General features: G+C 34.9%; 13 protein-coding genes. 12 read left to right on the forward strand and 1 reads right to left on the reverse strand.

What is annotated here, in order from left to right:
* Nucleotides 1–50: 50 nt before the first annotated feature.
* Nucleotides 51–1013, reverse strand: a complete 963-nt coding sequence (locus AC1RPK_RS01760; RefSeq protein WP_409021585.1) for an L-lactate dehydrogenase — start codon at nt 1011–1013, stop codon at nt 51–53.
* Between the two features lie 209 nt (nt 1014–1222).
* Between AC1RPK_RS01760 and pth the strand changes: the two genes are divergently transcribed.
* The 12 genes from pth (at nt 1223) to lysS (ending at nt 16004) form a co-directional block, all read left to right on the forward strand.
* The gene (pth, locus tag AC1RPK_RS01765; RefSeq protein ID WP_409021584.1) at nt 1223–1786 is read left to right on the forward strand and encodes an aminoacyl-tRNA hydrolase; all 564 of its coding nucleotides are present in this window, start codon (nt 1223–1225) and stop codon (nt 1784–1786) included.
* A 36-nt stretch (nt 1787–1822) separates the two neighbouring features.
* Complete coding sequence (gene mfd, locus AC1RPK_RS01770) at nt 1823–5344, forward strand: transcription-repair coupling factor (RefSeq protein ID WP_481760855.1); 3522 nt, start codon at nt 1823–1825, stop codon at nt 5342–5344.
* 21 nt (nt 5345–5365) lie between these two features.
* Nucleotides 5366–6934 carry a putative polysaccharide biosynthesis protein gene (locus tag AC1RPK_RS01775; protein ID WP_481760854.1) on the forward strand — a complete coding sequence of 523 codons (1569 nt, stop codon included), beginning with the start codon at nt 5366–5368 and terminating at the stop codon, nt 6932–6934.
* Nucleotides 6935–6951: 17 nt separating this feature from the next.
* On the forward strand, nt 6952–7218 hold the full coding sequence (locus AC1RPK_RS01780) for an RNA-binding S4 domain-containing protein (RefSeq protein ID WP_481760853.1): 267 nt from the start codon (nt 6952–6954) through the stop codon (nt 7216–7218).
* Between the two features lie 44 nt (nt 7219–7262).
* Nucleotides 7263–7649, forward strand: a complete 387-nt coding sequence (locus AC1RPK_RS01785; protein WP_481760852.1) for an FtsB family cell division protein — start codon at nt 7263–7265, stop codon at nt 7647–7649.
* 99 nt (nt 7650–7748) lie between these two features.
* Nucleotides 7749–8228, forward strand: a complete 480-nt coding sequence (locus tag AC1RPK_RS01790; RefSeq protein WP_481760851.1) for a S1 domain-containing RNA-binding protein — start codon at nt 7749–7751, stop codon at nt 8226–8228.
* Nucleotides 8229–8304: 76 nt separating this feature from the next.
* Complete coding sequence (gene tilS, locus AC1RPK_RS01795) at nt 8305–9672, forward strand: tRNA lysidine(34) synthetase TilS (protein WP_481760850.1); 1368 nt, start codon at nt 8305–8307, stop codon at nt 9670–9672.
* Between the two features lie 5 nt (nt 9673–9677).
* Nucleotides 9678–10217, forward strand: coding sequence for a hypoxanthine phosphoribosyltransferase (gene hpt / locus AC1RPK_RS01800; RefSeq protein WP_409021576.1), 540 nt, complete (start codon nt 9678–9680; stop codon nt 10215–10217).
* Nucleotides 10218–10310: 93 nt separating this feature from the next.
* Nucleotides 10311–12389, forward strand: coding sequence for an ATP-dependent zinc metalloprotease FtsH (ftsH, locus tag AC1RPK_RS01805; RefSeq protein WP_409021575.1), 2079 nt, complete (start codon nt 10311–10313; stop codon nt 12387–12389).
* A 77-nt stretch (nt 12390–12466) separates the two neighbouring features.
* Nucleotides 12467–13351, forward strand: coding sequence for an Hsp33 family molecular chaperone HslO (gene hslO, locus AC1RPK_RS01810; protein WP_481760849.1), 885 nt, complete (start codon nt 12467–12469; stop codon nt 13349–13351).
* 71 nt (nt 13352–13422) lie between these two features.
* Nucleotides 13423–14433, forward strand: a complete 1011-nt coding sequence (gene dusB, locus AC1RPK_RS01815; protein WP_481760848.1) for a tRNA dihydrouridine synthase DusB — start codon at nt 13423–13425, stop codon at nt 14431–14433.
* 71 nt (nt 14434–14504) lie between these two features.
* The gene (gene lysS / locus AC1RPK_RS01820; RefSeq protein ID WP_481760847.1) at nt 14505–16004 is read left to right on the forward strand and encodes a lysine--tRNA ligase; all 1500 of its coding nucleotides are present in this window, start codon (nt 14505–14507) and stop codon (nt 16002–16004) included.
* Nucleotides 16005–16343 lie beyond the last annotated feature (339 nt).

Consider the following 16343-nt stretch of genomic DNA (forward strand, 5'->3'; position numbering starts at 1 on the left):
AAAGGAACGGAAGAATGTCTTCCGTTCCTTTTTTGGAAAATAATTAAAAATTATTCACCTAATGCTTTAAGACCATCATTTAATACTTGTTTCAAAGTAGCAGCTGAATCAGTCATACGTTTAGATTCAACATCACTTAAAGGTACTTCGATGATTTGTGCAAGACCTTGGCCATTAACAACACCTGGTGTACCGATATAAATATCGTTCAAACCATATTGTCCGTCCATGTATGCACTAACAGGTAATACGGCATTTTCGTCACGCAAAATTGCTTTTGAAAGACGAGCTAATGCTGTACCAATACCGTAGAATGTTGCGCCTTTTTTGTTGATAATTTCGTAAGCTTTGTTACGAACGTCATCTTCAATTTTAGCAAGTTGGTCATCAGAAATGTTGTTAGCTTTTGCCCAATCTAAGAATGGAAGACCACCAACAGTTGCAGCTGAGTAAGCAGCAAATTCTGTATCGCCATGTTCGCCCATCATGTAAGCATGGATTGAACGAGGATCTGTAATGTCAGTTAATTTGCTTAAAGCAACACGTAAACGTGAAGTATCAAGTGAAGTACCTGAACCAATAACACGATCTTTAGGGAAACCAGAGAATTTCATTGTTGCGTAAGTTAAAATATCAACTGGGTTAGCAGCAACTAAGAAAATACCTTTAAATCCAGATTCAACGATTGGAGATACGATACTTTTCAAGATGTTTAAGTTTTTGTTTACAAGGTCAAGGCGTGTTTCACCTGGTTTTTGTGGAGCACCAGCAGTGATAACGACAAGATCTGCATCTTCACAGTCAGAGTATTCTGCTGAGTAGATACGTTTAGGAAATGCGAATGGTGTTGCATCTTCTAAATCTAAAGCATCTCCGACAGTGCGATCTTTCGCAACATCGATGATACCGAATTCTTCGCCGACACCTTGGAGTGTCATTGCGAATGCGTAACTAGAACCTACGGCGCCATCGCCGACTAAGATAACTTTTTGATGATTTTCTGTTTTTGTCAAAATAATTCATCCTTTCAGAGCTATAATTATTACTGAATAATTATAACATGTTTGTTTGTGAAAAAACATACTAGATGAGAGAGTTCTTTCACAAAATTTTCATAAATCGAGTATGGTATAATAGTTGAAAGAAAAGAATAGGGTCGAAATGCTGGGTAAGTTGAATAAACTTGCCCAGATGTTTGCGTTTATTTAAAGGAGAAATTAAAATGAAAATGATAGTCGGTTTAGGAAATATTGGGCAAAAGTATGATGGAACAAGACACAATGTCGGATTCGCTACAGTAGATGTATTTGCAAAACAACATAATGCCGATTTTGGATCTAGCAAGTATGAAGCGCAAGTGGCATCGTTTAATTTAAATGGTGAAAAAATTGTCTTAGTTAAACCATCTACTTATATGAATGATTCAGGTCGAGCTGTTAGACCGTTGATGGATTTCTATAAAATTGATGTTTCAGACATCCTTATTGTGAACGATGATCTTGATTTAGAAGTTGGTCGGATTCGATTACGTCAAAAAGGATCAGCAGGCGGACATAATGGTTTGAAAAGCATTATCGCACATACAGGAACACAGGAATTTAAACGTATTAAAATTGGTATTGACCATCCAGACAAAGTTTCTGTCGTAGATTGGGTATTAACGAAATTTTCTAAAAACCAAGAAAAAGACTTAGGTGATGCAATCAATACAGCAACTTTAGCAATTGAGGATTGGTTGGAAACAGATGATTTTATGAATACGATGAACAAGTATAACCATAAATAAGAAAAAGCTGTTTAGAAAAGGGTAAAGGGTAGAATAATGAATTTAGAAGCAATGATGCAGACTGTTCCTGGTGTAGATAACTGGCTAACAAATATTGAACCTAATACAAGACAATTGTTAACTGGACTAACGGGTTCAGCTAAAACATTGATGTTAGCTACTATTTTTAAAGATAAAAAAAAATCTATGTTGGTTGTGACAGATAATTTATTTCATGCAACACAATTAAATGAAGATTTAACTAACTTTATTAATGAAGAAGATGTGCTTACATTCCCAGTTGAAGAATTATTAGCTGCAGAACTGGCAACAAGTTCACCAGAATCTAAAAGTGAACGTGTCCAAACGCTTCAGGCTCTATTAGAAGGAACACCAAAGATTGTTGTAACATCAATCTCGGGGTTACGACGTTTTCTAGCACCTGTTTCAACGTGGAAACAAGCAACATTAAACTTAGCTGTTGGAAAAGATATTGATTTGAAAGCCACGGAAACTCAACTCTTTACGATGGGCTATCAACGTCAAAAGTTGGTTGAACGTCCTGGGGATTTTGCTGTACGTGGTTCTATCTTGGATATTTACCCATTGACCGTAGAAAACCCAATTAGACTAGATTTATTTGATACGGAAATAGATTCATTACGTTATTTTGATGTGACTAATCAACGAAGCTTAGAGAATGTGGACCAGATTCAAATTATACCCGCGACAGATTTTATTGCGACTGACGCTATGCTATTGGAAGCTAGTCAAACATTAAAAAAAGCGTATGGTGTTGAATATAAGCGATTAGATAATGATGATCAAGAGCGATTAGAATCAAATATTATGCCGCTTATGAGTGATTTTGAAAAAGGACGCTTAGCTCCGGAACATTTATTATTTAGCGATATTATTTATCAAGGTAAAACAAGTCTGTTAGATTACTTGGGTAGCAATGGTTTAATTGTAATGGACGATTATCCGAGATTATTAGAAGCTGAAAAGACGCTTAAACTAGATGAAGATAACTGGATGGCAGATAAGTTAAAAACACATCAAGTTTTGTCTACAAGTGTTTTTGGATTTGAATTACGAGATTTATTGAAAAATGAATCGCATGCTGAATTATTTCTGGCTCATTTTCAAAAAGGAATGGGTCACCTCAAATTTAATCAATTGATTGATGTACCAGGACATGCCATGCAACAATTTTTTAGCCAAATGCCATTACTTAAAACAGAAATGGATCGTTGGTTAAAAAAGAAACAGACTATTATTGTTATGGTTCAAGATAAAGAGCGACTTGATAAAGTCTCACAAACCTTGGATGATTTTGAGATTCCTTCTATCATGACGACTTTGGATAGCCTACAGTTAGGAAAAGTTCAGGTAGTAGAAGGTAACTTACAAGCTGGATTTGAATTGCCAATGGCAAACTTAGTTGTTGTGACAGAACATGAAATGTTTAACAAAGTCACTAAAAAACGTCCAAAACGCCAAACATTAGCGAATGCAGAACGCCTTAAAAGTTATCAAGATTTGAAACCAGGAGACTATGTGGTCCATGTTAATCATGGTATTGGACAGTTTATTGGAATGGAAACATTAGAAGTCGATGGTAAACATCAAGATTATATGACAATTTCTTATCGGGATGAAGCTAAATTATTTATTCCAGTAACCCAATTAAACATGGTTCAAAAGTATGTTTCTTCTGAATCTAAGTCACCTAGAATTAACAAATTGGGTGGTACTGAATGGACCAAAACGAAAAATAAAGTTGCTGCTAAAATTGAAGATATTGCTGATGATTTAGTTGCATTGTATGCTGAACGTGAAGCAGAAGTTGGATTTCAATTTTCAAAGGACAACGATTATCAGATGGAATTTGAAAATGCATTTCCATACTCTGAAACTGAAGATCAAATTAGAAGTTCAAATGAAATTAAGCACGATATGGAACAAAAGAAACCAATGGATCGTTTATTGATTGGTGATGTAGGTTTTGGGAAAACAGAAGTCGCGTTACGTGCCGCTTTTAAAGCCATTCAAGATAATAAACAGGTTGCTTTATTAGTGCCTACAACGGTGTTAGCGCAACAACATTACGAAACAATGATTAATCGATTCGAAGGATTTCCAGTTGAAATTGGGATTTTATCTCGTTTTAGAACAAAGAAACAACTTAAAGAAACAACTGATAAAATGGCTAGTGGTGCATTAGATATTGTCGTTGGGACACATCGAATTTTATCGAAAGATATTCAATTTGCTGATTTAGGATTGTTAATTGTTGATGAAGAGCAACGGTTTGGTGTGAAACATAAAGAACGACTCAAAGAGTTTAAGTCACAAGTGGACGTCTTAACGTTAACGGCAACGCCAATCCCAAGGACACTTAATATGTCGATGCTTGGGGTTCGCGATTTATCAGTAATTGAAACGGCACCATTGAACCGTTACCCAATTCAAACTTATGTAATGGAACAAAATGGTGGAACTATTCGAGATGGAATACAACGTGAACTTCAACGTGGTGGACAAGTTTTTTATTTGCATAATCGAGTTGAAGATATTGAAAAAGTAGTTTCAGAAATTGAGATTATGGTTCCTGAAGCTAGTGTCGCGTATATCCATGGTCAAATGACTGAAAATCAATTAGAAAATGTCTTGTATGATTTCATTCAAGGTGTCTATGATGTGTTGGTAACAACGACAATTATTGAAACGGGCGTAGATATTTCTAATGCTAATACATTATTTGTCGAAAATGCTGACCACATGGGATTGGCGCAACTTTACCAGTTACGTGGTCGTGTTGGTCGTAGTAGTCGAATTGCGTATGCCTACTTTATGTATAAACCTAATAAGGTTTTGACTGAAGTGAGCGAAAAACGCTTAGAAGCAATCAAAGACTTCACCGAATTGGGTTCTGGATTTAAAATTGCTATGCGAGATTTATCTATTCGTGGAGCAGGAAATCTATTGGGCCGACAACAACATGGTTTCATTGATTCTGTTGGATATGATTTATATACACAGATGTTGACAGAAGCTGTGAATAAAAAACAAGGTAAAAAAGCTGAGCCTAAATCAGATTCTGAAATTGACATTAATATTGAAGCTTATTTACCATCATCTTACATTGATGATCAGCGTCAAAAAATTGAAATTTATAAACGTATTCGACAGCTTGATAATTATGATCAATATTTGGAAGTACAAGGTGATTTAATTGATCGTTTCGGCGAATTTCCAACTGAAGTGAATAACTTAATGGAAATTGGCTTACTTAAATTATTTGCCGATAAGGCATTAGTTGATAAAATTAAAAAAGATAAAGACCAGTTAATTGTTTCTGTTTCAGAAAAAGGAACGACATTGCTGGGTACGGAAGCAATTTTCATGGCATTATCAGCAACAAAATTAAAAGCGTCATTAAAAACTCAGGGCAAACAAATGCGTGTGATTTTAGTGATTCAACCTAAGATGACTGAGACTGACTGGTTGATTGAATTACAAAACTTTATTCAAGCGTTAAGCGAATCCGTTGGGTCAGTGACTGCAGCTAACTAATAAAAAAGGAATCGAAATGATATGGGAAATAAGCAACTTAGACATTTAATGCGTGGTGCAATGATTCTATCGATTGCCTCACTAATTGCCAAGATTTTGAGTGCCATTTACCGAGTGCCATTCCAAAATTTAGTCGGAGATACGGGCTTCTATATTTATCAGCAAGTTTATCCTATTTATGGGATAGGGATGACTTTTGCTTTGACTGGATTTCCCGTCTACATTAGTAAGTTAATTGCTGAAGAGCCTTCGAAAGAAGATAAAATAAAATTGTCTCATGATATATTTATTGTTTTAAGTATATTTAGTTTAGTTATCTTTTCTGGCTTACAATTAGGAGCTTCATGGATTGCGACAGCTATGGGTGATGGACAGTTAGCAGGCTTAATTAAAAGTGTTTCATTTATGTTCTTATTTTTACCTGTTTTAGCAGTGGGACGTGGTTATTATCAAGGTATTTTTGAAATGAACAAAACTGCTGTCTCCCAAGTTGTTGAACAACTATTACGTGTTGGACTCATTATTTTAGCGGCATACATTGCGGTTGAAAATAATATGTCATTATATTCGATGGGAGCATGGGCAATGTTTGGGGCAACTATTGGTGCTATTGGCGCAAGTGTTTCTTTTATTCACTTTTACAGGGTTGAATTTAGGAAGACTAGGCTTCAAACAAACTGGCAAAGATTACTGATAACCTCTAAAAAATTATTTTCGGAGGGTCTTATCATCTGTCTATTTGCAGCAATGATGGTGCTATTACAATTAGTTGATTCATTCACAGTGAAAAACGGATTAGTGCACTTTGGTTATTCAAATAATATTGCAAAATCGTTAAAAGGAGTCTATGACCGTGCACAGCCTTTAGTACAACTTGGACTAGTTATTTCTGTTGGGTTCTCTTCGATGTTATTGCCATCTCTGGCTTCGGCCCGTCGTGAAAACCGAAAAAAGGATTTTCAACGATATGCTGGGATGTTAGTGCACATAACGGTGGCGTTATCGATGGCGGCAACCATCGGACTGATTGCTGTTATGCCACTTGTTAACCAATCTTTATTTGGGGATCAACTTCAAAATGGTACATTATCGGTTTATATGTTTAGTATTTTCTTAGCAGCAGTTATTGGAACATACAACAGCGTCCTACAGAGTCTGGGATTGTATCGTACGTCAGTCATTGCTTTGATTATCGGATTGTTACTTAAAATGAGTATTAATTTTTACCTAGTTTCTATATTAGGAACAGTTGGAGCAAGTATTGCGACAATCTTAAGTTTATTACTTGTATTAATTGCCATGTGGGTTATGTCACCCAGTGAGATTAGACAGTTACTAATTGATCCCAAATTTATGATGAAATTAACTTTAATTTGTGTAATTATGGGAATTGTGGTTTATTTATTAGATAATCAGTTAATTAATTGGACGAATGACAAGCGATTGTTGAGTGGCATTATAGCGCTCGTTTCTGGATCTATTGGTGCTGGAATATTTGGTGGTTTAGCAGTTAAATGGGAATTATTTTCGATTCGAGAATGGCTAAGCTTTCCATTTGGAAAACGTATTTTAAAAAAATTTATAAGATAAATAAAGGGGATTAACTAATGAGATTAGATAAATTTTTAAAAGTGTCACGTATTATTAAACGTCGTACAGTTGCAAAAGAAATTGCAGATAAGGGTCGAATTATGATTAATGATAAAATGGCAAAATCTTCAACAGATGTTGTTGTTGGGGATGAGTTAACAATCCAATTTGGTAATAAAACGCTGACTGTTCGAGTTATGGCGCTTAAAGAAACAACGAAAAAAGCAGAATCAATTGATTTATATGAAGTTGTTTCTGAAGTTTATACAGAAGAAAGTCGATAATTATCGATTTTTAATTGGAGTCCTTTATTGGGTTAGGAGACAAGATGGCCGATAATAAATCGAAAATTAAATTTTTAGATAATGATTTTATGAAAGCTAATAAAACAGAAAGAAAAAAAGATCAACGATTGGTAACTATTCACCGCCGCCGTATGATTGGATTAGGAGCTGTTTTAATAATTATAATCATTTTCTTTAGCGTACAGTTAATTTCAACCAAGCTTAAGGTTGCACATTATAAGCAAGAAACAGCAGTTGAACAAACGAAATTAAAAAAAGCTAAAGCAAATCAAAAAGATCTTAAATTTCAAATTAAACAATTAAATGATAACGATTATTTATTAAAATTAATTCGTGAAAAATATTATTTCTCTAAAAAAGGTGAAACTGTCTATAGTTTTCCTAGTGATAAAGCAAATTTAAAAAACTAATCAATCAGGGATAGAATTACCCGTGATTTAACTTTGTATCAAGGTTTATAGCGTGGTATACTAGTATGGTATATATATCTAAGGAGGAACAACTTTTTTATGTCTATTGAAGTCGGAGAGAAAGTTTCAGGTAAAGTTTCAGGAATTACAAATTTCGGTGCATTTATTGATTTGGGTGACAGAAAAACAGGATTAGTACATATTAGTGAAGTTTCTGATGGATTCATCAAAGATATTCATGATGCACTAACTGTTGGGGATGAAGTCACAGTTAAAGTTTTATCCATTGGCGACGATGGTAAGATAAGTTTATCAATACGAAAAGCTGTTGATAAGCCTCAAGTAACAGAAACAAAATCTCGTCCACAGAAAACATTTAATAAAGATACTCGCGCATCGACTGGTTCTCGTCCATCAAATGGTGGTAAGAATCGCTATCAGACTAAAAAAGTTGAACCTCAAAAAGATGACTTCGATTCATTGTTGTCAGGCTTTTTGAAAGATAGTGAAGATCGGTTAGTTTCATTAAAGAGAAGTACTGAAGGTAAGCGCGGTGGCCGTGGTGGCCGACGTAATTAATAACGAATTTTAAAGATGAGTGGTTGAAATGAAAATTTTAAACCACTCTTTTTTTAATGAAAAAAGGAGAAAAGTTTTGCTGAATACAAGATTTGAGGCTCAATATCGGCTACTTGGTAGTCCTGAAAAAATTCTGGTTGCTGTTTCAACAGGTGTTGATTCAATGGTCCTCATGGATTTGTTGCAACGATTACCAGATGAAATCCGGCCTGAGATAGGCGTTGCCTACATTGACCATCAATTAAGAGAGCAGAGCCGTATTGAAACTGAGTTCATCGAAAAGTATTGTCTAGATCATCAATTTAAATTATATAAAAAAGTTTGGCCAGTACATGAACATGGATTAAATGGTATTGAAAATGCAGCGCGCAAAATGAGATATGATTTTTTTGAGCAAATAATGGTATCAGAAACTTATGCAACGTTAATGACAGCGCATCAAGCAGATGACCAGCTCGAAACACTTGTTATGAAAGGAATTCGTGGCGGAGATATCAGACAGTTAACGGGTATCAGTCAAACTAGATCATTTGGACCAGGGATGTTAGTTAGACCGTTACTTTTGTTCACAAAACAGGCTATTCGGCAGTACGCAAAGCATGAAAACATTGTTTTTTTTGAAGATGAAACGAATCAATTAAGTGATTTTTTTAGAAATCGAGTTAGAAAAGAAATTATACCGAAAATGCTTGAAAATAATAAACAAGTAATTAAGCATGCACAAAGTTATGCAGATCAGTTAACGAACCTATTAGATTTAGCAGATGAAGCAATTAGTGAAAAAATAAAAGAAATCAAATATGCTTCAGGATTTAAAATAAAAATGTGGACCACGTTGGAAACAAGGTGGCAAAAGCCGATATTGAAAAAAATCGCTGAAGAACATGGTGTTTTCTTAAAAGAAGACCAAATACAGCAAATTAGCCAGTTACTGCTGAATGAAAAAAAACCACAGGGTGAACTTAATTTAGGTGATGATCAATTATTTGTTAAAAAATATGAGTACATGGATTTCATTCAAAAAGAGAAAATAATTGAAAGTACTTCTGAAAAAATAATACTCGGTATGAATTCATGGGTTAATTTAAATAATAATGAAAAAATTGGCGTATTTAAAGCTGAAGAGATTAATCTAGATGAAGTAACTATAAAAGATTATATGATGGTTGATCACTCTATTGTTGAAGAGGGGCTTAGCTTGAGACATCGGTTGCCAGGCGATTATATCGACATAGGAAATAGTGCAAAACAAAAAATAAAAAAAATATTTATTGATCAAAAAATAAGTAGTAATGACCGTAATCAGGCTTGGGTATTAGAAACTAATACTAAGCGAATCATTTGGTTAATAAATTATAAAAAATCTCAATTGTCAGACACCGTTGAAACTGATAAAATACAAGACATAATCGTTTTAAAAAAACAAGGTCAGGGAAGAGGCTAAAGTGTATGGATGAAGATATCAAAAAAGTTCTTTACAGTGAGCAAGAAATTCAAGATGTTACTCGGCGATTAGGAAAACAGATTACCGCTGATTATCAAGGCAAAAATCCATTGCTTGTTTGTATATTAAAGGGCGCCTATCTTTTTATGGCTGACATTGCTAAAAATGTTGCAGATTATGCAGAAGTTGATTTTATGAATGTTTCGAGCTATGGGGATGGTACCGTATCAACTGGTGAGATTAAGATTATCAAAGATTTAGATATTGATGTTAAAGGCAGAGATGTGATTATTGTTGAAGATATCGTGGATACAGGACAAACTTTAGCTTACTTAATCGATCTGTTTAACAATAGAAATGTAAAATCTGTTAAGGTTTGTTCGTTGTTGGACAAACCAGAAGGTCGTAAAGTGACTGTTAACGTTGATTATGCAGGATTTGAAGTTCCAAATGAATTTGTAGTTGGTTATGGATTAGATTATGCTGAAAAATATAGGAACTTACCATATATTGGCGTCTTGAAACCTGAAATTTATACAGAGTAAAATAATGGTCAAAGAATGTCAATTGTGATATAGTGTATCCTATTCAAACGATAGTTGAAATAAAAATAAAGAAAAACGGGCAGGAGAGTAGATATGAAAAACAATCCTAAAAATGGACTTTTTAAAAATAGTTTATTTTACATAGTTATCATGCTTGGGATAATGGGTGTAATGTACTTCTTTTTTGATGGAAACAGCAAAACGGAAACACAAGAAATTCAATCAAGTGAATTTGTCTCAAAATTACAATCAAACCAAGTGAAATCATTTGATATTCAACCATCAGGTGGTGTCTACAAAATAACAGGGACTTATAAGAAAGCTCAAACAGAAAAGAGCAAGGATACTGGGTTCTCATTAATTCCAGCTTCAAAGAAAACAACAAAAGTTAAAAACTTTACGTCAACAGTTATTCAAAATGATTCAAATATGGCACAAATTTTGAAATCATCTGAAGCAACAAAGACAAAAATGGATACAAAAGAAGAACAATCAGATAGTATCTGGTTGCAATTAGCAATTACGGTTATTCCACTTGTATTAATGGTCGGCTTTTTCTATCTTATGATGGGACAAGCAGGACAAGGTGGCGGTGGTGGCGGTAAGGTGATGAACTTTGGTAAATCAAAAACAAAACCTTCCGAGAAAAAAGATAATAAAGTTCGTTTTGCTGATGTTGCCGGTGCAGAAGAAGAAAAGCAAGAACTTGTTGAAGTTGTTGAATTCTTAAAATCACCACGCAAATTTGCTGATTTAGGCGCTCGAATCCCATCAGGTGTTCTCCTAGAGGGACCTCCTGGTACTGGTAAAACTTTACTCGCAAAAGCAGTAGCTGGTGAAGCTGAAGTACCATTTTATTCAATTTCCGGTTCTGATTTCGTAGAAATGTTTGTCGGTGTTGGGGCAAGTCGTGTACGTGATTTGTTCGAAAATGCTAAGAAAACTGCACCATCAATTATCTTTATTGATGAAATTGATGCTGTCGGACGTCGTCGTGGCTCTGGTACAGGTGGCGGTAATGATGAACGTGAACAAACATTGAACCAATTACTTGTTGAAATGGATGGATTTACGGGTACAGAAGGTGTGATTGTAATTGCAGCTACTAACCGTTCGGATGTTCTGGATCCAGCACTTTTACGTCCTGGTCGTTTTGATCGTAAAGTTTTAGTAGGTCGCCCAGATGTTAAGGGTCGTGAGGCTATTCTTAATGTTCATGCAAAAAACAAACCGTTAGCATCTGATGTTGATTTAAAAGTTATTGCTAAGCAGACACCTGGATTTGTTGGTGCTGATTTAGAAAATCTTTTAAATGAAGCTGCATTATTAGCTGCTCGTCGTAATAAATCAAAAATTGATGCAAGCGATATGGATGAAGCTGAGGATCGTGTTATTGCGGGACCAGCAAAACGTGATCGTACGATTAATGAAAAAGAACGTCAAACAGTTGCATTCCATGAAGCCGGACATACAATTGTTGGATTAGTCCTAAATGATGCTAGAGTTGTTCACAAAGTAACAATTGTCCCTCGAGGTCGTGCTGGCGGTTACGCAATCATGTTACCAAAAGAAGATCAAATGTTATTGTCTAAAAAAGATATGAGTGAACAAATTGCTGGATTAATGGGTGGACGTGCAGCTGAAGAAATTGTTTACAATGAACAATCTTCAGGCGCATCAAACGATTTCCAACAAGCAACACAAATGGCTCGCTCAATGGTTACTGAATATGGAATGAGTGAAAAACTCGGACCTGTTCAATTAGAAGGCAATAGCCAAATGTTCGCTGGTGGTTCAGGTCAACCAAGTGCTGCTTACTCAAGCAATACGGCTGACATTATTGATTCTGAGGTTCGTCGTCTATCTGAAGAAGGTATGAAACTTGCTAAAGAAATTATTGAAGCACATAGAGAACAGCATAAATTGATTGCTGATAAGTTATTAGAATTTGAAACACTTGATGAAAAAGAAATTTTAAGCTTGTTCGAAGATGGCAAAATGCCAGAAAAAGACGATGCAAATGAATTTCCGAGTGAAAAAGATGGTTCTTTTGAAGCAACAAAAAAAGAATTAGAACGTAAAGATGCAAAAAAAATAGCTGAAGAAACAGATGAAGTTGATTTATCTAAAACGGTTGTTTTTTACCCCAAAGTGAATAAAGACGATAAATAATCGTTACTTAAGAACTCCGATGGATTATCTATCGGAGTTCTTGTTGGTCTAAAATGAATTATTTAAGGAGAAAACGAATGAAAGATTATCTTGTAAAAAGTTTGGCCTTTGACGGTAAATTAAGAGTATATGCTGTTACTGCGACAAATACGGTTGCTGAAGCACAAAGGAGACATGACACATGGAGCGCAGCATCAGCTGCACTTGGGCGGAGCCTAATAGGAACATTATTACTAAGTACATCTACATTGTCAGCCGATGAAAAAATGACCGTTAAAATTAATGGTGATGGGCCAGTTGGTGCTATCGTAATTGATGGTAACGCTGATGGAACAGTTAAAGGATATCTGAGTGAACCCCACGTTCATTTACCATTAAATGAAAAAAATAAAATTGATGTTAAAGGTGCCGTTGGAACAACTGGATCAATGGCAGTAACAAAAGATATGGGTATGAAGGAACCGTTTACGGGACAAGTCCCATTGGTTTCAGGTGAACTTGGCGAAGACTTTACTTACTATTTAGCTAAATCAGAGCAGATTCCATCATCAGTTGGATTATCTGTATTTGTGAACACGGACAATACAATCGAAGTGGCCGGTGGGTTTATGATTCAAGTAATGCCTGGCGCAACTGATGAAGTTATCGATAATTTAGAAAAAAAATTAGCAGAAATGCCTATGATTTCAGAATTGCTAAGAGATGGTAAAACGCCAGAAGATATTATATATCTGATGTTTGGTAAAGAAAATGTTAATATCTTGGATACAATGCCAGTTGCGTTCGAATGTGATTGTTCAAAAGATAAATTTTACGGTTCATTAGCTAGTTTGCCAAAAAGCGATATCACTGAAATGATCGAATTGGATCATGGTGCCGAAGCTGTTTGTCGTTTTTGTGGAAATCGATATCAATATTCTGAAAATGAATTAATGAAATTATTAGAGGGTTCAGCTAAATAAATTTTATCAATATATGATTTGTGTTATGATACTAAACAATAGTAAGTGTAAAAAACGATGAGGTGAATAGAATGGAATGGAAAATTGGCGATATATTAATTCCTAATCAAGTAGTTGTTGCACCTATGGCAGGTGTAACAAATGCGGCATTCAGAATGATTTGTAAGGATTTTGGTGCTGGATTAGTAGTTTGTGAAATGATTTCTGATAAAGGAATCCAATTTAGAAATAAAAAAACGTTGAGCATGTTGTTTGTAGATCCAAGAGAACATCCAGTTAGCGTTCAAATTTTTGGCGGAGATAAGGAAACATTGGTTGCTGCTGCTAAGTTTGTTGAAGAACACACGTCAGCCGACATAGTCGATATTAATATGGGTTGCCCTGTACCTAAAGTAACAAAAACAGACGCAGGCGCACGTTGGTTGCTTGATCCAGATAAAGTATACGAAATGGTTGATGCGGTTACTAATGAGCTGTCAATTCCGGTAACAGTTAAAATGAGAACAGGCTGGGACGAAGATCATATTTTAGCAGTTGAAAATGCCTTAGCTGCTGAACAAGGTGGTGCAGCTGCACTTGCAATGCACGGAAGAACACGTTTCCAGTTGTATAATGGTAAAGCAGATTGGAATATTTTACATGAAGTTAAAAGTAATTTAAAAACAATTCCTTTTATGGGTAATGGTGATATTAAAACGCCACAAGATGCAAAGAAGATGTTAGATGAAGTCGGTGCCGACGCTGTTATGATAGGCCGTGCTGCATTAGGAAATCCGTGGATGATTAGGCAGACAGCAACGTACCTTGAAACAGGTGAACTCATTGCTGAACCTTCAGCATCTGATAAAATTTTAGTTGCTAAAGAACACTTGCACGCACTTTGCCAGATAAAGGGTGAGGTTATTGGACCTAAAGAATTCAGAAGTCAAGCAGCATACTACTTAAAAGGTATTTCGCGTTCAGCTCGTGCTAAAGCAGCATTGAATGAAGCAAATTCAGAAGCTACTATGATAACGATATTTGATAAATTTTTAGAAGATACAAAAGAACGTGAATTCAAATTAATGCAAAAAGAAGCATAGAATTAGTTGCATTTTATTGGGTTAATTGGCATGATAGTAAGTGAAATATGTAATTAAGTGAGGGATATAATATGGTAAAGCAAGAACAAAGTATGAATGATCAATTAAAGGTACGTCGTGAAAAAGTTGTTGAACTTCGCGAAGCAGGGGTCGATCCATTTGGACACCGCTTTGAACGTAAAGACATGACTAAAGCATTACATGATAAGTATGATGCATTAACTAAAGAAGAACTTGATGGTATGGATATCCAAGCTACTATCGCAGGTAGATTAATGTCTAAACGTGGTAAAGGTAAAGTGAGTTTCGCTGATATTCAGGATAAAGATGGACGTTTACAATTATATGTCCGTAAAGATGTTGTAGGTGAAGATACATATCATATCTTTAAACGTTCAGATATTGGTGATTTTGTTGGTATAACAGGTGATGTTATGAAAACAGATATGGGTGAATTAACGATTCGCCCAACAGAAGTTACTTTCCTATCAAAAGCATTACGACCATTACCAGATAAATTTCATGGTTTGCAAAATGTAGAACAAATCTATAGACAAAGATATCTTGATTTAATCACAAATCGTGAAAGCTTTGATCGATTTATGAAACGTAGTCAAATTATTTCAGCTGTAAGACGTTATTTAGATGGTAATGGATATATTGAGGTTGAAACGCCAGTACTGCATAACCAAGCAGGTGGAGCATCAGCTAAACCATTTACAACACATCATAATGCGTTAGATATTGAACTATACTTGAGAATTGCACTAGAATTACATTTAAAACGACTTATCGTTGGTGGAATGGAAAAAGTATACGAAATTGGTCGAGTGTTCCGTAATGAAGGAATTGATACAAAACATAATCCTGAGTTTACAATGCTTGAAACGTACGTTGCATACTATGACTTCCATGATGTAATGGATGAAACTGAAGGCATTTTTAAAGCAGTCGCAGATGTAATTTCAAATGACGGAATTATTGAATATGATGGAAAAAAAGTAGATTTTAATAAAAAATTTGCAAGAGTTCATATGGTAGATGCTATTAAGTCCGTAACTGGAGTGGATTTTTGGAAAGAAATGTCAGTTGAAGAAGCACAAAAATTGGCAGATGAACATCATGTTAAATATGAAACATATTGGAAAGTTGGCCATATCATTAATGAATTTTTCGAAAAATTTGTTGAAGATACAATTGTTGATCCTACTTTTGTTTATGGACATCCTTTAGAAATTTCGCCTTTAGCAAAGAAAAATGAAGATGATCCAAGATTTACGGATCGTTTTGAAATGTATATTTTAGGTACAGAATATGCTAATGCATTTACTGAGTTAAATGACCCCATTGATCAAAGAGAGCGATTTGAGTCCCAAGTTGAAGAACGTGAAGATGGTAACGATGAAGCGGAAGGAATCGATGAAGATTTCATTGAAGCACTCGAATATGGTATGCCACCAACAGGTGGTTTAGGAATTGGAATAGATAGGTTGGTTATGTTAATGACTGATGCACAATCTATCAGAGATGTGTTATTATTTCCAACTATGAGACCAGATGATAATCAATAAATATTTTTAAATTATTTTATAGGATTATTTTTGATGAATAATATTATATGAGAGTATTGTCGCTATGTGACAATACTCTTTTTTTACTTTTATTTCAGCAGTAAAAGTAATAATAAAACACGATGTACACGTTTACATTCATTGATTTAGATTTAATTTAAATAAAGGCTTGACGAAGGTGATTATTCTTGGTAAAGTAATAAACGTTGCTTCAGTAGTAAACAACTAATTCAAATGTGACCAGTTAATTAATTAAAAAAGTTCTTGACAATTAACGAAATCCTTGATATGATATAAAAGTTGTCAAAAGCAACCAAGTAGATCTTTGAAAACTGAACA

This window comes from Dellaglioa sp. CoH-55-MRSF-6 (genome assembly GCF_056782215.1).